An 18,084-nucleotide genomic window follows, 5' to 3' on the forward strand; every position below is an offset into this window, starting at 1 on the left:
TCCCCTCCCGCTGCAACCGGTCCCGTCCATGGCCTATCAGTTCGATTTCCTGTCGGTGCTCGACTACACCGACGTCCTGCTCAAGGGCATCGCCGTCACGGCCCAGCTCACGCTCACGGGCGGCGTGCTGGGCGTGGCGGTGGCCATCTTCGGCGCCTGGGCCCGGACGCAGGGGCCGGCTTGGCTGCGCGCCATCGTCGGCGCCTATGTGGAGATGATCCGGAACACGCCGTTCCTGATCCAGCTCTTCTTCATCTTCTTCGGCCTGCCCAGCCTGGGCGTGCAGTTGCCCGAGATGGTGGCCGCCTCGCTGGCGATGGTGATCAACCTGGGCGCCTACGGCACCGAGATCATTCGGGCCGGGCTGGCCGCCACGCCACGCGGCCAGTTCGAGGCCGGCGCCAGCCTGGCGATGTCGCCGCTGCAGGTGTTCCGCCATGTGGTGCTGCGCCCGGCGCTGCAGAAGATCTGGCCGGCGCTGTCGAGCCAGATCGTCATCGTCATGCTTGGCTCGGCGGTCTGCTCCCAGATTGCCGCCCAGGACCTGACCTACGCCGCCAACTTCATCCAGGGCCGCAACTTCCGCGCCTTCGAGGTCTATCTGGTGAGCACCGTGATCTACCTGTTGCTGGCGCTGCTGCTGCGCCAGCTGCTGCGCGGCGTGGGCCGGCAACTGTTTGCGCGGAGGGCGCGATGATCGACTTCACGCTGTGGGACATCGTGCGCAACCTGCTGCTGGCCGCGCGCTGGACCGTCCTGCTGTCGCTGGTGGCCTTTGTCGGCGGCGGCGTGGTGGGCTTGTTGGTGCTGCTGATGCGCACCAGCAAGCGGCCCTTCCTGCGCCGGGCCACCTGGGCCTATATCGAGATCTTCCAGGGCACGCCGCTGCTGATGCAGTTATTCCTCGCCTTCTTCGGCCTCGCGCTGTTCGGCGTGGACGTGCCCGCGTGGCTCGCCGCCGGCGTGGCGCTGACGCTCTGGACCGCCGCCTTCCTGGCCGAGATCTGGCGCGGCTGCGTGGAGGCGATTCCGCGCGGCCAATGGGAGGCGTCCGGCAGCCTGGCCATGAGCTACGTGCAGCAGATGCGCCACGTGATCCTGCCGCAGGCCATGCGCATTGCCGTGGCGCCGACCGTCGGCTTTGGCGTGCAGGTCATCAAGGGCACCGCGCTCGCGTCGATCATCGGTTTCACCGAGCTGTCCAAGGCCGGCACGATGATCGTCAACGCGAGCTTCCAGCCATTCACCGTTTATGCCGCCGTGGCGCTGATGTACTTCGCGCTGTGCTGGCCCCTTTCGCAAGCCAGCAAACTGCTGGAGAGGAAATTCCATGCCGCTCATCGCCATTGACCAGGTCCGCAAGTCGTTCGGCAGCAACGAGGTCCTGAAGGGGGTGTCGCTGTCGGTGGAGCCGGGCGAGGTCATCGCCATCATCGGCAAGAGCGGCTCGGGCAAGAGCACGCTGCTCCGCTGCATCAACGGGCTGGAGTCCATCGACGCCGGCGCCATCACCGTGGCTGGCGCCCATCTGGCCGATACCGAGCTGCAACTGCGCGCGCTGCGGCTCAAGGTGGGCATGATCTTCCAGCAGTTCAACCTGTTTCCGCACCTGAGCGCGGGGCGCAACGTGATGTTGTCGCCAATGATCGTCAAGGGGGTGCCGGAGGCCCGGGCGCGCGAGCTGGCGGAGCTGAACCTGGCCCGCGTGGGCCTCTCGGCCAAGTTCGACGCCCATCCCGATCAACTCTCCGGCGGGCAGCAGCAGCGCGTGGCGATTGCCCGGGCGCTGGCAATGCAGCCCGCTGCGCTGCTGTGCGACGAGATCACCTCGGCGCTGGACCCGGAACTCGTCAACGAGGTGCTCCAGGTCATGCGCGGGCTGGCCGCCGATGGGATGACGCTGCTGATGGTCACGCACGAGATGCGCTTCGCCCGGGAAGTGTGCGACCGCGTGGTCTTCATGCACCAGGGCAAGGTCCACGAGATCGGGCCGCCGGACGAGGTCTTCGCCCGTCCGAAGACCCCGGAGTTGCAGCAGTTCCTGGGCATGGTGGAAGCCTAGGCGCTGACCTGACCCTGAGACTGTGCACGCAGGTTCTCGGTGGTCTCGCCCTTGCCGTCGGGCTGCCAGCCCGGGGGCATGGTCAGGTAGCCGAGGGCCGCGCCGAGGCTGGGGGCTGCCGCCATGTCGCGGAACAGGCCAATCCAGTGTTCGAACTGGTTCATCAGCGGGTTCACCGTGCGGGACGGCTTGACCAGCCCGTAGCGGCACGGCTCTTCGGCACGCTCGGCCACATAGGTACCGAACAGGCGGTCGAACACGATCAGCACGCCGCCGTAGTTCGCATCGAGGTAATCCACATTCGAGGCATGGTGCACGCGGTGCGCCGACGGCGTGTTGAACACGTATTCGAGCCAGCCCAGGCGCGGCACCCACGTGTTGTGCAGCCAGAACTGGTAGAGCAGGTTGAACATCAGCGTGGCCAGCACCACTTCCGGCCGCACACCCAGCCAGACCAGCGGCGCGAAGAAGATGGCCGTGCCGGTAAGCTTGCCGGTCCAGCCGAGCCGGTAGGCCGAGGCCAGCGTGAGCTGGTTCGGCGAGTGGTGGACCGCGTGGGTCGCCCAGAAGAAGCGCACGCGGTGCGAGGCGCGGTGATACCAGTAGTAGCAGAACTCCTGCCCCACGAAGAGCAGCAGCACCATTAGCGCGCTGTTGAGCGTGACCGTGAACAGGCGGTGATCCCAGGCGAAGGCGAACACGGGCGTGGCCAGCGAGAGCGGCAGCAGCACCGACAGCTTGCGGCCGGCCAGGTCGGCCAGCGACAGCCAGACCTCCCGCCAGTCGAACGGGGCATTCGAGTTCCGGCGCTTGCGCCAGAGCACCACGGCTTCGACGAGCGAGACGGCGACGATGAACACCGTGGCGTAGAGGGCTATCCGCTGGACGGATAGGTCGGGGTTGGCGGTGGGGGTCAGCATGGCGTGCCTCATGGGGTAGTCGATTGGGGATCGGGACGATGTTGCGTCGCGGTGAGCCAAATGTAGGTGCCGCCCGCCAGCCGCGCCATGCGGGAAATATGTCGCCGGATGTCATGCACGGACCGGCGCCACGCCGTGTAACACCGCGACATGGTTTGCGCCTCGCGGACTGCCCCGTCCCCTCCTATATTTCGTCCCGTTGCCGCCGCACATCGGTCGGCTGAAACTCACCAGGAAGGGACTCATCATGAAACGCCTCAGCTTCGTTACCGCTACCGCCGCCCTCATCGTTGCCACCGTCACCGCCGCCACGCCCGCCTTCGCCGGCTGGTATGGCGCTGGGGCGGTCGTCGTCATGCCGCCGCCGCACGTTGTCTATGTCGCCCCGGCGCCGCGTGCCGTCTATGTGGCGCCGCCGCCCCACCCGGCGGTGTGGGTGCCGGGACATTGGGTCGGACGTGTCTGGGTGCCCGCACACTACGCATGACTTCGGGTATCGTTCCCGCATGACGGATGGTCACGGAGACATGCCATGGAGGTAGTCAACCGCATCCTCGTGCTGGACGACGAGGCCGAGTTGCGCAACATGTTGCAGCGCTTCCTGACCAGCCAGGGCTTCCGCGTGCGCGCCGTGGCCGATGGCAAGCAGCTCGACCGCTACCTCCAGCGCGAACCCTACGACCTGCTCGTACTCGACCTGATGATGGCGCCCGAGGATGGCCTGACCATCTGCCGGCGGTTGCGTGCGGACGGCATCACGCTGCCCGTGCTGATGCTGACCGCCAAGGGCGATCCCATGGACCGCGTGCTGGGGCTGGAGACCGGCGCCGATGACTACCTCTCCAAGCCGTTCGTGCCGGACGAGCTGGTCGCCCGCATCCGTGCGCTGCTGCGGCGGCAGCGGATCGCGTCGGGCGATCCCACCGTCACCGCGCAGACGCTGCGCTTCGGCGAATTCGAGTTCGATGTCGGCCAGCAGACGCTGCGGCTGCGTGGCGATCCCGTGGAGGTGCATTCGGCCCAGATGCTGTTGCTGCACGCGCTCGGATCCTCGCCCAACCGGCCCGTGAGCCGGGAGAACCTGCTGGCCCGCGCGCGCGGGCGCGACCATGACGCGCTGGACCGCAGCATCGACGTACAGGTGCTGCGCCTGCGCCAGATCATCGAGGAAGACCCATCCAAGCCCCGTTTCATCAAGACGGTGTGGGGCGTGGGCTACATGCTGGTGGCCGGCGTGGCGGCGTGATGCGGCTGCCCCGGTCGCTGCTGGCGCGCAATATCGCCCTGCTGGTGGCGCTGGTGGCCGTCACGCAGGCGTGCTCCCTCTCGGTACTGCTCCACTATGTGCAGCGCCCGCGTATCGAGCGCGCGGCCATTATCTTTGCGGACTATGTGAAGACCCTCGATGGCGTGCTGGCCGCGCTGCCGCCTGCCGAGGCGCAGGCGGTCACCACGCGGCTCAACGCCCAGGCGGCGGACCCTGTGCCGGAGCCCACGCCGGACGGCGCCGCCAGCCCCTTGCAACTGTTCCGCACCTACCAGCGCGATGTCTTCCTGCACGCCCTGCGCCGCGACCTGCCGCCCGACATGCCAGTGCGCTGGCAGATCGACGCCCCCGATGGCGAGGAACGGCTGTGGATCCGCGTGCACGTGGCCCACACCCCGACGTGGATTTCCCTGCCGATGACCGCCGATGCCCGCGCCAGCGGCATCCTGGCCGCGCTGGCGCTCTCGACCGCGCTGGCGATGCTGGCCGCGCTGACCGGCTACCTGATCCAGCGCCACCTGAACCGGCCCCTGCAGGACCTCGCCCGCGCCGCAGGCGACGTGTGCGCTGGAGAGATGCCCGCGCCGCTCCCCACGGACGGCCCCACGGAAATCGCGCAGGTCAGCGCCGCTTTCAACCAGATGACCGACGCCCTGCGCCAGGCGGAAGCCACCCGCGCGCTGATGCTGGCGGGCATCTCGCACGACATCCGCACGCCACTGACCAAGCTGCGCCTGGGCATGGCGATGGCCATGCCACGCGGCAGCGACGACGCTTTCGTTGCCTCCACCGAAAGCTATCTCGACCAGATCGACACCATCCTCCAGCAATTCATGGACTACGCCGGCAGCGGCGAGCGCGAGCCGCCCCAGCCGGGCGACCTCAACGCGCTGGTGCAGCAGTTGTCGTCCGATTTTGCGGGGCTGGGACACAGCTTCGAGTTGTCGATCGGCAACCTGCCGCCGCTCGACTACCGCCCGGTGAGCCTGATGCGGCTGCTGATGAACCTGATGCAGAACGCGGTGGTCTACGGCCGCACCGGACTGGCCGTGCGCACCTGGGCCGATGCGGAGACCGCCTATGTGGCGGTGTGCGACCGGGGCGACGGCATCGGCGCGCAGCAGTTGGAGCAGCTCAAGGCGCCGTTCGCACGCGGCGACAACGCGCGCGGTCATTCGGGCGGCACCGGGCTGGGGCTGGCGATTGTGGAGCGCATCGCGCGGCTGCACGGCGGCTCGCTGCAATTCCGCCCACGTGACGGCGGCGGCCTCGAAGCCGTAGTGGCGCTGCCGCTGCGGCCAGCGGCCTGACATTTCTCGACATACTTGCTGCATGGCATCTGTGGTCGGTTTTTCCCATACTGGGTTCCAGCGATGCACCGACACGCTCCAACCCAACCGATACAGGATTTCGCCATGCAAACCACCCAACTCTCCCTCATTGCCCGCCGCTTCACCCTCGCCACGCTGACGGCCGCCGCGCTGCTGGCCGCCGGCTACGCCAACGCCACTACCATCACGCAGGGCACCGCCGCCCTCCCCGGCAACGCGGACATCATCTACGTGCAGACCTTCAACGCCAACCCCGATCAGGTCAAGGTAGACAGCCGCGTGATGCAAAAGGTCATGTCGATGGCCGGCGCGGACAGCCAGGCTGGCAAGGCCATGCACGATGCGCGCGAGGCCCGTGATCAGGTGAGCGATGAAATCGTGCGGCAGCTGCGTGCCAAGGGGCTCAACGCAGTGCGCCTCGATGGCGCGGTCCCGGCGGGCGCGAATGCGTTGGTCGTTACCGGCCAGTTCGACAAGATCGACGAAGGCAACCTGCGCCGCCGCATGGTGGTGGGCCTGGGCGCGGGCAAGAGCGATGTGGGCGCGTCGGTCGAACTGGTCTACCAGCCCGCCAATGGCCCGGCGGTGGCGGTGCAGGACTTCCACGCCAGCGCGGATAGCGGCCACATGCCCGGCGTGGCGGAGACCGCCGGCGTGGGCGCGGTGGCCGGCCATGTGGCCATGTCAGCCGCCGCCGGCGGCGCGGCGCACGGCGTCAGCGAACTGCAGCACGACAGCGTCTACAACGACGCCACGCGTCTTGCCGACGCCATCGCCAAGCAGGTTGCCCAATCCGCCCAATCCGCTCAGCGCCCGCTCTCCTGAAGCATGCGGGTCATCAGGTAGAGGCGCGGGACGATGGAATCGAGTTCGATGTACTCGTCGCGCGCGTGATAGCCAAAGCCGGACAGGCCGAAGCTCTCCACCACGGCGGCCTTGCCCGACTGGCCCGCGAAGCCGGCATCCGTGGCGCCGCCCGTGCCGGGAAACAGGGCCAGCTGCCGGCCGTCCAGTTCCGCGTAGATCTTCTGGGCCTGCGCCGCCAGTTCCCGGCCACGCGCATTGACCACGAAGGGGGGACGGCCCTCTTCCATCGTGATGGTGGTCTGCGTATCGGGCACCAGATGACCGGCGTTGACCTTCTCCTGCAGCGCCGCCTGCAGCTTCTGGGCGGCACCGTTGGCCGTGATCCGCACATCGCCGAAGGCGCTGGCCGAAGCAGGAATCTGGTTGCGGGCATCCCCAGCCTTGGCATTGGTCCAGTTCAGTTGCGAGCCCGGCACGGACTTCGCCACATCGCGCGTCTGCTGCAGCTGGTAGGCCAGTTCCATCAAGGCATTGCGGCCCAGCTCCGGCGCGGCGCCGGCGTGCGAGGCGCGGCCCTGAACAGCCATCGTCGCGGAGGCCGTGCCAGCGGCGCCGAGCAGCAGGGATTCGGTCTTGGCCACGGCCTTGGCCGGATTGGGCTCGCAGGACAGCACCACATCGTGCTGCGCCCCCAGCGCGGCAATGGCGGCGCCCGAGCCGAGCGAGCCGATTTCCTCGTCCGCATTGAACAGCACGGTCACCCGCGCGAAGTCCTTCCAGCCCTGCGCCTTCATGATCTCCAGCGCGTGCAGGATGACCGCGATGCCGCCCTTGTCATCGGCGATGCCCGGCCCGTAGAGCTTGTTGCCGTCCTCGCGAATCGGCTGCGAGGCCAGCGTGTTGCGCGCGTAGACGGTGTCCATATGGGCGATCAGCATGACGCGGCCTTTGCCCGTGCCTTCCAGCGTGCCCTTGACGATCGGGCCGTGGCCCTGCGCCGCCGGCACGCGCTCCACGCTGGCACCCAGCGCCTTGAGGCGCTTCTCGGTGTAGGCGGCCATGCGGTTCAGCCCTTCGACGTCATGGCTGCCGGACTCGATCGACACCATCTCCTTGAGCGACTGCACCACGCCCGGCTGCGCGGCCTGTGCCGCCTGCAGCAGGGCCGCGTCCGGCCCGGCGGCCAGCGCGGCGCCGCTCCAGGCCAATGACAACGCGAGGGAGAGCGCTGCGGGCAGCGCTGCGCGGCGGTGACGAACGGAACGGGGCATGAGGATTCCTGTGTGGACGGTTGGCGACAAAAGCCGATCCTATCGCCTGCGCGCGCAGCCGGGGAGGGTCAATCCCGCCAATCCACGCGCCGTTCCCGCCACCGGCATGCCCCCAAAGCACTCAGCTGCTCAGCGAAATCCGGTTGACGACGTCCTCCACGCCGTACACATACCAGGCATCCCGCTCGACCTGCTTGCGCGCGCCCTCGCTCGTGGCGTAGCCGTCGAGCGTCACCACGCGTTTCGCGGTGCGCACCGCGATGCGGCCCGCATCGACGAAGGGATCGGTTTCCAGCACCAGTTGCAGCGCCTCGGTGATTTCCTCATCGCTATCGGCCTCGGCCGGCGCCACCACGAGTTCGTTCACCACGCAGCGGCAGCCGCGCGACCACCACGCCAGCACGCCGGCCAGCCGCATGTGGGAAAGGCTGATCACATTGCCGGACAGCGTGACCACGCCATTGGCGGCGGCCACCTCGATCCAGCCGCTGCGCTCGCCCACGGCCTCGCGGCGCGCCTCGTCCTGGCCCTTCACCTTCGCGCAAATCTTGCAGTTGCGGAAATCGATCGCGGTAAGCAGCCGTTGGCACACGGCATCGCGCAGTTCGCCGTCGCCCACCGGCGCGGCGCCATCGGCAATGCGCAGGTGGTCAATGACCATGGTCACGCCGTCCACGCGCCGCAGGTGCGCGGCGGCGCGCGTCTTGTCGACGATGTCCGCTACCTCGCCCTCGAGGATCAGCGCGCCGTCGGAAAGCCGCAGGTGAATGGTGGGATGAAGATGGTGGCCCTGATACGGCACATGCGCCAACGCGGCTCGCGCCTGCGTCAGCACCGCTTCGCTACTCTGCATGATGTTTCTCCATGTTTCGTGGAGATGAGTGGCGCGCGCCCCTGCCTGCGAGCACGCGTGGCAGCGACAGTGCCGCGCATCAGCCCGCGCGGCCTGTCCGTCCAGCTATTGTAGGCATTCCGATGGGGGCGCGTTGGCGGAGTGATGCCGGCGCCGCAGGGGGGGAAACGGATCAGCGCGTGCCGGGCTGGCAGGTGCCGCGCATGCCGGCCAGCACGGCGTGGATCTGTGCGACCACGGCAGCGCCCTCGCCCACGGCGGAAGCCACCCGCTTGATCGATCCCGAACGCACGTCGCCGATGGCGAACACGCCTTCCAGGCTGGTTTGCAGGGACGGCACGTGCGGCGCGGCATCGGGCACTTCGGCCCCGGTCAACACGAAACCCTTCTCGTCGCGCAGCACGCCGCAGGTGGCCAACCACGCGGTATTCGGCGCCGCGCCGATGAAGACGAACAGGTGATGCGTGGTCATGCAGCCCTCCACGCCGCCCGCGCCCCGGTAATACACCCGTTCGAGACGTGCCCCGCCTTCAAGCGCGCGCAGGTCCACGCGGGTATGCACGGTCACGTTGGGCAGCACGGCGATCCGCTCAGTCAGGTAGCGCGACATGCTGTGCTCAAGGCTGGTGCCCCGGATAAACAGGTGCACGTGCTCGGCATGCGCGGCCAGGAACACCGCCGCCTGCCCGGCGGAATTGCCGCCGCCCACCAGCAGCACCGGCTCCTTGCGGCACAGGCGCGCCTCGATCGGCGTGGCCCAGTAGTAGATGCCGGACGACTCAAAGCGCTCAAGCCCAGTCACGTCCGGTCGCCGGTATTCGGCGCCGCTGGCGATCACCACGGTGCGCGCGGCAATGCGGCGGTCATCGGTCAGTTCCACGAAGAGCGGACGCCGGTCGCAATACAGGGCCTTCACTTCACATGGAATGCCGATATGGGCGCCGAATTTCTGCGCCTGGGCGAAGGCGCGGCTGGCCAGCGACTGCCCGGTGATGCCCGTGGGAAAGCCGAGGTAGTTCTCGATGCGCGCGCTGGTGCCAGCCTGCCCGCCCGGCCCACGACAGTCGAGCACGGCCACGGACAGCCCTTCGGACGCCGCATAGACGGCGGTGGCCAGCCCGGCCGGGCCGGCGCCGACCACCGCCACGTCGTAGACGTGGGTGGGATCGAACTCGGGAATCAGGCCCAGGCACGAGGCCAGGTGGCCTTCGTCCGGATTGCGCAGCACGGTGCCGTCCGGGCAGACCACGAGCGGGAAGTCGTCCGGCAGCGGGGTCAGGCGTTCGAGCAGCGCGACGGCCTCGGGGTCCATCGCCGCGTCGAGCGTGGTGTTGGGAAAGCCGTTGCGCCGCAGGAAGTTCTGCAGCGCCACCAGCCGCCCGTTGTCCGGCGCGCCCACCAGCACCACGCCGTGGCCGCGCTCGATCACCAGCATGCGGCGCAGGATCAGCGCGCGCATGATGGTCTCGCCGAGATCAGCCTCGCTGATCATCATCGCGCTCAGTTCGTCGGGGCGCACCAGCACGGCCTCCACGTCCTCGATCACGCGCGCATCCACCACGGCTGGCTTGTTCGAGAGCTGCGTCACGTCCGAGGTGAACTCGCCGCGCTGGGTGTAGGTGTGGAGGACGCGCTCGTGGCCCAGCCCATCGCGCCCGACGATGCGCACCTTGCCGGACAGGATCAGGAACATCCCCGGGCACAGGCTGCCGGCGCGGTACAGGCATTCGCCAACAGCGAAGTGCGACAGGCGCCCGAAGCGGCGCACGCGCTGGATGTCCTCCTCGGTCAGCACGGGGAACATCTGCGCGTAGCGCGGGTGCTCGCGCACCCCGGCGTCATCCTCCGGAACCGGATTGTCGACCATCACCCCCTCCCGCGCTCGGCCATCCACCGCTATATATATAGGCCATCGGCTAGGCGGCGACCCGGCCGGGCGCGTCCATCAGCTTCTCCATGGTGATGGGCAGGTCACGGATGCGCTTGCCCGTGGCGTGGTAGACCGCGTTGGCCACCGCCGCCGCAAAGCCGGTAATGCCGATCTCCCCGATGCCGCGCGCGCCGAACTCGTTGAAGGCCAGGTCGGGGTAGTCGAGCAGGATGACGTCGATGTCCGGCTGGTCCGCATGCACCGGCATCACGTACTCGGCGTAGTTGTTGTTGCCCGGGATGCCGTTGCGCTCGTCGTACTCGGTGGCCTCGAACAGCGCCATGCCCACGCCCATGACGATGGCGCCTTCCACCTGATTGCGCGCCGTCAGTGGGTTGATGACGCGGCCCACGTCGATGGCGCTGACCACGCGCGCCACGCGCAGGCGCGAGATGCCGGGGTCCCAGCGCACCTCCACGAAATGCGCGCCGAACGACATGAACGACATCCTGTCCGTGGGCGTGCCGCCCGTGCGCGCATGACCATCGGCGCTAGCAAAGCGCTGCGCGGTCAGCACGGTGGCGTAGTCCACGGTGCGCGTTCCATCGGTCAGGCAGCCATTCTCGAAGCGAAGCGACTCGGGCTTCGCCCCGGCGAACGGCGCGCCCTCCTGCGTGGCAAACGTGCGCAACTGGTCGATGGCGTTGCGCGTGGCCTCTGCGATGGCCGGCAGGACGCTGGCCGTGGCCCACGATCCGCCCGAGACCGGTGCCGCCGGGAACGAGGAATCGCCCAGCTTCACCTCGATCTTCTCGAACGGCAGGCCGGTCAGCTCGCTCACCGTCTGCGCCGCAATCGTGTAGGTACCGGTGCCGATGTCCTGGATCGAGCAGATCACCGCGGCCGTGCCGTCGCTGCGCAAATGCACCCGCGCTTCGGCTGGGGTGCGCCAGGCGTCCCAGTTGCAGACGGCCACGCCGTAGCCGGCAATCTCGTCGCCCACACGCATCGCACCGATGCGCGGGTCGCGCCTGGCCCAGCCAAACTTGCGGGCGCCCTGCTCGATGGCCTCGCGCAGGTGGTTGCTGGACCACGGCAGGTTGGTGCTTTCGTCGCGCGTGGAGATGTTATCGAGGCGGAACTGCACCGGGTCCTTCTGGCACGCCAGCGCCAGTTCGTCGATGGCGGATTCGAGCGCGAACAGGCCCGGCGCGGCGCCGGGCGCGCGCATGGAGGTGGGCGCGCCCCGGTGCACGTCGATGGTGTGGTGCGTGACCAGCACGCTCGGGCAGGTGTACAGGCTCGACGTCATGCCGCCGCAGTTCTCCACGTACTGCTCGATAAAGGACGTGGTGTTGATCGACTCATGCCGGATCGACGTGATCTTGCCGTCGGCGCCCGCCGACAGCCGGAGGTGCTGTTTCGTCTCCGGCCGCTGCCCCGTGGTCGTGAACATCTGCGCGCGTGGCACCACCAGCTTCACCGGGCGCCCGGTCATCTTGGCCGCCGCGCAGGCGGCCACGGAGTGCGGCCACAGGAACAGCTTGGCGCCAAAGCCCGAGCCGATGAACGGCGCGTCCACGCTCACGCTCTCCGGCGTGAGTCCGAAGATCAGGGCCAACGTGTTGCGATGAACCAGCACGCCTTGCGAGGCCTCGTAGAGATGCAGGTCGCCGCCCTCCCACCACGCCACCGTGGCGTGCATCTCCATTGGATTGTGGGTCTCCACCGACGTGTGGTACACGGCATCGACACGGACCGGCGCGGCGTCGAAGTCCCTGGCCGGCTCGCCGCGCGAGTGGCCGCGCCCGCCGTCCTGCAGCTTGCCAGCCGCCATGCCCTGCTCCAGATTGGCGAGTGCCTTGGCCGGGGCATACGTCACCTTCACAAGCTGGGCCGCCTCTCGCGCATGCTCGTAGGTGTCCGCCACGACCAGCGCGACGAACTGGCCGGCGTAGTGCACCTTCGCGTCCTCGAACGGCAGGCGGTGCTCGTCCGTAATGCCGGCGGTCAGGATCGTGGCCGGCGAGATCGGCGCCTTCGGCGCGCGGTAGAGCCGCAGGAAATTGTCATGGTGCAGGATGTCGACCACGCCCGGCACGCGCCGCGCGGCGGCGGTGTCGATGCCCGTGACGCGCCCGCTCGCAATCGTGCTGAATACGCCATAGGCATGCAGCATGCCGGGCAGGTTGCGGTCCGCCGTGTAGAGCGCGGCGCCGGTGACCTTGAGTCGACCGTCGATACGGCGCGGCGACGCGCCGATGGCATTCTTGTTCACGCTGGACTCCCGTTGTCGAGTGAAGGTCCGCTGGATCGGGGATGGATCGGGGCAGCCGGTCAGGCGACGAGCCGCGTCAGGTTGCGCGATACCGCCTGCTGGCCAAGCAGCAGCTTGAAGCCGTTCTGGCCATAGGACTGCGCGCCCGCCATGGCAGCGGCGGCGGTCTCGCGGATCAGCGCGTCCGTCACCGCCTTGCCGCGCAGCACCGCCTCGGCATTGGCGGCCCGCCACGGCTTGGTGGTGACGCCACCGAGCGCGATGCGCACGTCCCGCACGGTGCGACCATCCAGCACCACCACCACGGCGCTCGACGCCAGCGCGAACTGGTAGGAGCCCCGGTCGCGCAGCTTCAGGTAGGCCGAGCGGCTGTTCGGCAGCGGCGCATCGAGCGTGATGTGCGTGATCATCTCGTCGGCCTCCAGCGCGTGCTCCTTCCACGGCGTTTCACCGGGCAGCAGGTGGAAGTCCGCGAACGGGATGTCACGCCGGCCCTTGGGCCCCTGCACGTGGATGGTGGCGCCGATGGCGACCATCGCCACGCACATATCGGACGGATGCGCGGCGATGCACTGGTTGCTGCCGCCCAGCACCGCGTGCACGTTGCGGTTCAGCCCGTCGATGGCGGGGCAGCCCGAGCCCGGCTCGCGCTTGTTGCAGGGCGACACGCCATCGCGAAAGTACCCGCAACGCACCCGCTGCATCACATTGCCGGCCGTGGTGGCCTTGTTGCGCAGCTGCGTGCTGGCACCGGACAGCAGCGCCTGCGACAGCGCCGGGTGATGCTTGACGATGTGCGGATGGCGCGCCAGCTCGGTGTTGCTGACCATCGCGCCAATCCGCACCCGGCCGTCCTCAGCCACCTCGACCTGGTTGAGGCCGAGTTTGTGGATGTCCACCACGCGCGGCGGGTGCATCACGTCCAGCTTCATGAGGTCCAGCAGGGTGGTGCCACCGGCCAGATAGGCGGTCTCAGGCGCGCGCGCGTGCAGCACGATGGCCTGCTCGACGTCCGCCGCGCGGGCATACTCGAAGGTACGCATGGCTAGCCTCTCTTCATTTTGCCGCGTGCGTCCTGGACGGCCGCGACGATGTTCCGGTAGGCGCCGCAGCGGCAGATGTTGCCGCTCATCGCCTCGCGCACGGCCGCGTCGTCGGTCGGGATGCGCTTGTCGCCGAGCACGCCCACGGCGCTCATCATCTGGCCGGCGGTGCAGTAGCCGCACTGGTAGGCGTCGTGATCCCAGAAAGCCTGCTGCACCGGGTGCAGCGTGCCGCCCTGGGAGAGCCCTTCGATGGTGGTGATCTCGTCGCCGTCATGCATCACCGCGAGCGACAGGCAGGCATTGATCGCCACGCCGTTCACGTGCAGCGTGCACGCCCCGCACTGGCCATGGTCACACCCCTTTTTGGTGCCAGTGAGGTGCAGTTGATCGCGCAAGACGTCAAGCAGTATGGCGTTGGGCGCCACCGTAAGCGACTGGAGCGTGCCGTTGACCTTGAAGCTCACCGCGTGGCCGGCGCCGGCCTGCGGCGCGGCGGGTTGCACGCCGCCGGTGCGGGCACGGCCACCATTCTGCTGACAAGAGTCGTCCATTTCCCGTTCTCCTTGAGCGCGAGCGGCGCAAGTTCACGAGGAACATTGCAGGATTGTCATCTGGCGAAATTGTCCAGACATTTGCAAGTGGCAGGCTTGCGATGCCGGACGGGGCCGTGTGGGTATTTGCAGCTAGTACAACAGTATTCGAACAAGCGCTTCAGTTTTTCAAGGTCTCTGGAGAGCCTTGCTGTCGCGCCGGCGCTGGTGTAGGCTTTCAACTACGATCTATTGAGTCCTAGTTAAAAATGTCCCATATCAGCACGGGTGTCGAGTACGGGCTGCACTGCCTGCTCTATCTGTCCCGTTCCAACATGGCCGTGGAAGAGGCCAGCGTGCGCGACCTCGCCGAGCTGCAGGGCATCCCCACCGAGTTCCTGGCCAAGCTGTTCACCAAGCTCGCGAAGGCTGAACTCGTGGTGGCCACCGAAGGCATCAAGGGCGGCTTCCGGCTCGCCCGTCCGCCTTCGCGCATCTCGGTCTACGACGTGATCGTCGCCATCGACGGCGACAAGCCGCTGTTCGAGTGCCGGGAGATCCGCGAGCGCAGTGCCGTATTCGAGGGCTGCCCGCCGGCCTGGGCAACGCGCGGCGTGTGCACGATCCACGCCGTCATGCAGTCCGCCGAGAAGGCGATGCGCGCCGAGTTGAAAAATCACACGCTGGCCGACATTGCCGAACGCACCGTGGAGAAAGTGCCCGCCGCCTACGGCGGGCAGGTAGTGGAGTGGCTGACAGACCGCGCGGCCAACCGGCGCAGCGCAAGATAAAAAAAGGGCGATCCCGGCGGATCGCCCTTCTTCTTTCCCCCCAGCCCGATCAGGCCACGACGATGCGGCGCGGGTCAGCCGACGCCAGTGCCTCGGCCCGGTTCGCGCTCGGCGGATAGATCCATTCCGTGTTGATCCTGGTCTTCAGCGCCTTGGCCTCGGCGCCGGACAGCTTCACCTGGCGGTCCCAGCCCTCGGTGTAGACCGCGCCCCACGGACCCAGGTCCAGACAGGTCACGTACTTCGGCTGGCTGTACGGGATCGGCGGCTGGCCCAGCAGGTCGGCTGCCACGTTGTGCCCCGCCGACCGCCCGAGGTTCATCGCGTGCTGGCACGACATCATCGTGACGTTGCCCTCGTCATCGGTCGCCGCACGGGCCACATCGCCTGTGGCATAGACGTGCGCCACGCCATCGACCTTCAGGTTTCGATCGACGTGCAACCGGCCGAAGTTGTCGCGCTGCGCGGGGATCTGGTCGGTCAGCGCGCTCGCGCGGGCGCCTGCGGTCCAGATCACGGTCTGGGCGTCGATGCGCTCGCCGCTTTCCAGCGTGACGCCTTCCGCGTCCACCGACGCGACACCGGAGCCCAGCTTCCACGTCACGCCGAGTTCGGTCAGCGCCTCGGTGATCACCGGGCGCGGCCCCTGGCCCAGGTCCGGACCGATCTCGCCATTGCGCTCTACCATGATGACGCGCACTGCGGCATCGGCACCGAGCACTTCGCGCAGCCGCGCCGGCATTTCGGCCGCCGTCTCGATGCCGGTGAAGCCAGCGCCGGCGATCACCACGGTATTGCGCGCCACGCTGTCTGGGCGGCCGGCCAGACCGTGCAGATGCGCTTCCAGCCGGGCGGCATCGGCCACCTGATCGACGTTGAAGGCATGCGCTTCGAGCCCATTGATCGCCGGCCGGAACAGCCGACTGCCGGCCGCCAGCACCAGGCGGTCATAGCCAAGCGTCTGGCGCGATGGTTCGGCGCCCACGCCCCTCACCTCCACTTCACGGGCCGCCACGTCGATGCGCTCGACGAAGCCCTGTACGAACCGCACGCCGGTAGCGGCGAAGATCTCCAGCAGCGGCGCCTTCATCTTCAGCGGGTTCTGCTCGTAGAGCCGCGGACGCACGTGCAGCGCCGGCTCCGGCGCGATCAGCACGATTTCCACATCGGTACGCGCGGCCTCGTCGAGTAGACGAGCCGAAGCGAGGGCGCTCCACATGCCGGCAAAACCGGCGCCAATGACAAGAATGCGTTGGGACATCTCTACTGCTCCTGAATGGATCTGTGCTGCCTTGACCAGCGGCGAGGCCGCGGCGATCTCCAGCCCGCCTTTCTCGACGCGGCTTAACTACGATTGTATTAGTCGTAGTTAAGCTGCGCAAGAAATTTTGAGGGCGGGGTTTACGCCAACCCATCCACCGCTTGCGGTACGACCGCGGATCGGCTATCTTTATCTCCGACTGCATCAGTCGTAGTAATGAATTGAAGTCGATCATGAGGCAGTTTGGTTCTGATCGGCTCCAACCCTGAACACCCAACAAGCAGGACGGAACATGCGTATCGACTACACCAAAACTTCCCCGGCCGGCGTCAAGGCGCTTGGCAGTGTCTACGGCTACATCACGCAGTCCGGGCTCGACCCCGCGCTGGTGGAGCTGACCTACCTGCGCATCAGCCAGATCAACGGCTGCGCCTACTGTCTGGACATGCACACACGGGATCTCACGCGCAGGGGCGTGGACGTGCAGAAGCTCGCGCTGGTCCAGGTCTGGCACGAGGCCGGCAGCCTGTTCTCCGACCGCGAAAAGGCCGCACTGGCCTGGGCCGAATCGGTGACCCGTGTCGCCGACACCCATGTGCCCGACGACGCCTTCGAGGCTGCCGCCGCCGTCTTCGAGGAAAAAGAACTGGCCGACCTGACCATCGCGATCGGCCTCATGAACGCCTTCAACCGGCTGGCAATCAGCTTCCGGCGCGGGCCGGAGGGCGCGGTGTAACGGCGACAGGAGCCGTCAGCGGCGTGTTCGCCACGTAGGAAAGGCGGCGGCCCGTGGTGGCGACACGGGCCACGCTGGGGACCCTCAACGAAACGCCGCGCGGACCTCTTCGATCGTCTCGTGCGGACGCTGCAGGTGCGGGTAATGGCCCGTGGCGGGCAGCAGCCGCAATGGCGCTCCGGTCCTGCGCGCGAACTCGACGCCCATTTCCTTGTTGATATAGATGTCCTGCTCGCCCCACACCACGCGTACCGGGGCCTTCAGGCCCGGCAGCCGCGCCTCGAACGCATTCTGATCCCGCGTGAAGTGCGCGTAGTAGTGCGCGAACGCGTCGGCCGACGTCAGCGCCCCGTTCTGCCAGCCACGTGCAAGATCGGCACGATAATCCGCATCCAACGCATAGCGCGCCCCCTCCGGCAATCCACGCGTGAACGCGTTCAGCAGAATCTCGTCGCGCGAGGCATTGAAGGCGCTCCGCACGGCTTCGGCCGATGCGGGCTCCTTGAGCGCCTGCAGGCGTTCCTGCATGTATTGCGGGCGGTTGAACGGTGCGAAGTCGCCGACGATGATGGTCCGGGCGATGCTGGGCCGGTCGATGGCCGCCAGCAACGCCGGCAAGGCTGCGATGTCGGTGGCGTAGATCACCAGGCGGCTGCTGTCGATGCCTGCCGTGTCGATGTAGCGCGTCAGTACCGTGGCGTAGTCACGCGGCGCGTAGGCGAAACGCTCGGCAGGCGGACGTGAAGATTCGCCATAGCCCGGCCAGTCGAACGCGTGGACTTCGTATTCCTCCCCAAGCGTCCTGGCAATCTCTTTCCAGGCGAGCATGGTTTCGGGAAAACCGTGCAGGAACAGCACCGTGCCTCGCGGTGCCGCCGGCCCGACCACCATCCGCCGCAAACGCAGTTCGGGATCGACATCCACATAACTCACTTCCGCAACGGGCTCGCTGGCCGCTGCGATAGCGGCGCCTGTGCCGGCCATAAGCGCCGCGGAGACACTGACTGCAGTGGCCACCGACCGTGCCGACCGACGGATTGCTGATTTCGCTTTCATCTCGT

18 protein-coding genes are annotated in these 18,084 nt (G+C 67.8%); 9 read left to right on the top strand and 9 right to left on the bottom strand.

Annotated features, from left to right (window positions below; translation table 11 throughout):
- Positions 1-28: 28 nt before the first annotated feature.
- Genes AC1EJR_RS04585 through AC1EJR_RS04595 form a run of 3 tightly spaced genes read left to right on the top strand, consistent with a single transcriptional unit; the run spans position 29 to position 2,062 of the window.
- Complete coding sequence (locus tag AC1EJR_RS04585) at positions 29-697, top strand: amino acid ABC transporter permease (protein ID WP_092294977.1); 669 nt, start codon at positions 29-31, stop codon at positions 695-697.
- Positions 694-1,350: an amino acid ABC transporter permease gene (locus AC1EJR_RS04590; protein WP_092294975.1), complete on the top strand. Its 657-nt coding sequence runs from the start codon at positions 694-696 to the stop codon at positions 1,348-1,350. The genes AC1EJR_RS04585 and AC1EJR_RS04590 overlap by 4 nt, the downstream gene beginning before the upstream one ends.
- A complete protein-coding gene (locus tag AC1EJR_RS04595; RefSeq protein ID WP_092294973.1) occupies positions 1,331-2,062 on the top strand; it encodes an amino acid ABC transporter ATP-binding protein in 732 nt (243 codons plus the stop codon). Before AC1EJR_RS04590 ends, AC1EJR_RS04595 begins: the two co-directional genes overlap by 20 nt.
- Here AC1EJR_RS04595 and AC1EJR_RS04600 read toward each other — a convergent pair.
- On the bottom strand, positions 2,059-2,982 hold the full coding sequence (locus AC1EJR_RS04600) for a sterol desaturase family protein (protein ID WP_477113033.1): 924 nt from the start codon (positions 2,980-2,982) through the stop codon (positions 2,059-2,061). The genes AC1EJR_RS04595 and AC1EJR_RS04600 overlap by 4 nt on opposite strands.
- A 247-nt stretch (positions 2,983-3,229) precedes the next feature.
- Here AC1EJR_RS04600 and AC1EJR_RS04605 point away from each other — a divergent pair, with 247 nt between their 5' ends.
- The 4 genes from AC1EJR_RS04605 to AC1EJR_RS04620 all read left to right on the top strand — a co-directional run bounded on the left by AC1EJR_RS04605 (position 3,230) and on the right by AC1EJR_RS04620 (position 6,405).
- A complete protein-coding gene (locus AC1EJR_RS04605; protein WP_477110096.1) occupies positions 3,230-3,469 on the top strand; it encodes a hypothetical protein in 240 nt (79 codons plus the stop codon).
- Positions 3,470-3,514: 45 nt separating this feature from the next.
- The gene (locus tag AC1EJR_RS04610) at positions 3,515-4,228 is read left to right on the top strand and encodes a response regulator (protein ID WP_092294967.1); all 714 of its coding nucleotides are present in this window, start codon (positions 3,515-3,517) and stop codon (positions 4,226-4,228) included.
- Positions 4,228-5,559: an ATP-binding protein gene (locus AC1EJR_RS04615; RefSeq protein ID WP_477105305.1), complete on the top strand. Its 1,332-nt coding sequence runs from the start codon at positions 4,228-4,230 to the stop codon at positions 5,557-5,559. The genes AC1EJR_RS04610 and AC1EJR_RS04615 overlap by 1 nt, the downstream gene beginning before the upstream one ends.
- A gap of 105 nt (positions 5,560-5,664) precedes the next feature.
- Positions 5,665-6,405 carry a DUF4410 domain-containing protein gene (locus AC1EJR_RS04620; protein WP_092294963.1) on the top strand — a complete coding sequence of 247 codons (741 nt, stop codon included), beginning with the start codon at positions 5,665-5,667 and terminating at the stop codon, positions 6,403-6,405.
- Here AC1EJR_RS04620 and AC1EJR_RS04625 read toward each other — a convergent pair.
- From AC1EJR_RS04625 to AC1EJR_RS04650, 6 genes are all read right to left on the bottom strand, one after another.
- Positions 6,387-7,658, bottom strand: a complete 1,272-nt coding sequence (locus AC1EJR_RS04625) for a M20/M25/M40 family metallo-hydrolase (protein ID WP_477105241.1) — start codon at positions 7,656-7,658, stop codon at positions 6,387-6,389. The two genes, AC1EJR_RS04620 and AC1EJR_RS04625, sit on opposite strands and share 19 nt — an antisense overlap.
- A 121-nt stretch (positions 7,659-7,779) precedes the next feature.
- Positions 7,780-8,511: a BON domain-containing protein gene (locus AC1EJR_RS04630; RefSeq protein ID WP_092294959.1), complete on the bottom strand. Its 732-nt coding sequence runs from the start codon at positions 8,509-8,511 to the stop codon at positions 7,780-7,782.
- A 172-nt stretch (positions 8,512-8,683) separates the two neighbouring features.
- On the bottom strand, positions 8,684-10,378 hold the full coding sequence (locus tag AC1EJR_RS04635; protein ID WP_454757913.1) for an FAD-dependent oxidoreductase: 1,695 nt from the start codon (positions 10,376-10,378) through the stop codon (positions 8,684-8,686).
- A gap of 49 nt (positions 10,379-10,427) precedes the next feature.
- Complete coding sequence (locus tag AC1EJR_RS04640; RefSeq protein WP_477113034.1) at positions 10,428-12,659, bottom strand: xanthine dehydrogenase family protein molybdopterin-binding subunit; 2,232 nt, start codon at positions 12,657-12,659, stop codon at positions 10,428-10,430.
- 59 nt (positions 12,660-12,718) lie between these two features.
- Positions 12,719-13,702, bottom strand: coding sequence for an FAD binding domain-containing protein (locus tag AC1EJR_RS04645; protein ID WP_092294953.1), 984 nt, complete (start codon positions 13,700-13,702; stop codon positions 12,719-12,721).
- Positions 13,703-13,704: 2 nt separating this feature from the next.
- Entirely contained in the window at positions 13,705-14,256 is a 552-nt protein-coding gene (locus AC1EJR_RS04650; protein ID WP_092294951.1) for a (2Fe-2S)-binding protein, read from the bottom strand.
- A gap of 248 nt (positions 14,257-14,504) precedes the next feature.
- Here AC1EJR_RS04650 and AC1EJR_RS04655 point away from each other — a divergent pair, with 248 nt between their 5' ends.
- Entirely contained in the window at positions 14,505-15,026 is a 522-nt protein-coding gene (locus tag AC1EJR_RS04655; RefSeq protein ID WP_092294949.1) for an RrF2 family transcriptional regulator, read from the top strand.
- Between the two features lie 49 nt (positions 15,027-15,075).
- Here AC1EJR_RS04655 and AC1EJR_RS04660 read toward each other — a convergent pair whose 3' ends face one another.
- Positions 15,076-16,287, bottom strand: coding sequence for an NAD(P)/FAD-dependent oxidoreductase (locus AC1EJR_RS04660; protein ID WP_477113035.1), 1,212 nt, complete (start codon positions 16,285-16,287; stop codon positions 15,076-15,078).
- Positions 16,288-16,579: 292 nt separating this feature from the next.
- Between AC1EJR_RS04660 and AC1EJR_RS04665 the strand changes: the two genes are divergently transcribed.
- A complete protein-coding gene (locus tag AC1EJR_RS04665; protein WP_092294945.1) occupies positions 16,580-17,023 on the top strand; it encodes a carboxymuconolactone decarboxylase family protein in 444 nt (147 codons plus the stop codon).
- Between the two features lie 84 nt (positions 17,024-17,107).
- Here the strand turns inward: AC1EJR_RS04665 and AC1EJR_RS04670 are convergent, their stop codons facing one another.
- Positions 17,108-18,079, bottom strand: a complete 972-nt coding sequence (locus AC1EJR_RS04670) for an alpha/beta fold hydrolase (protein ID WP_441592725.1) — start codon at positions 18,077-18,079, stop codon at positions 17,108-17,110.
- Positions 18,080-18,084 lie beyond the last annotated feature (5 nt).

The organism is Cupriavidus sp. 05T42 (assembly GCF_056396345.1).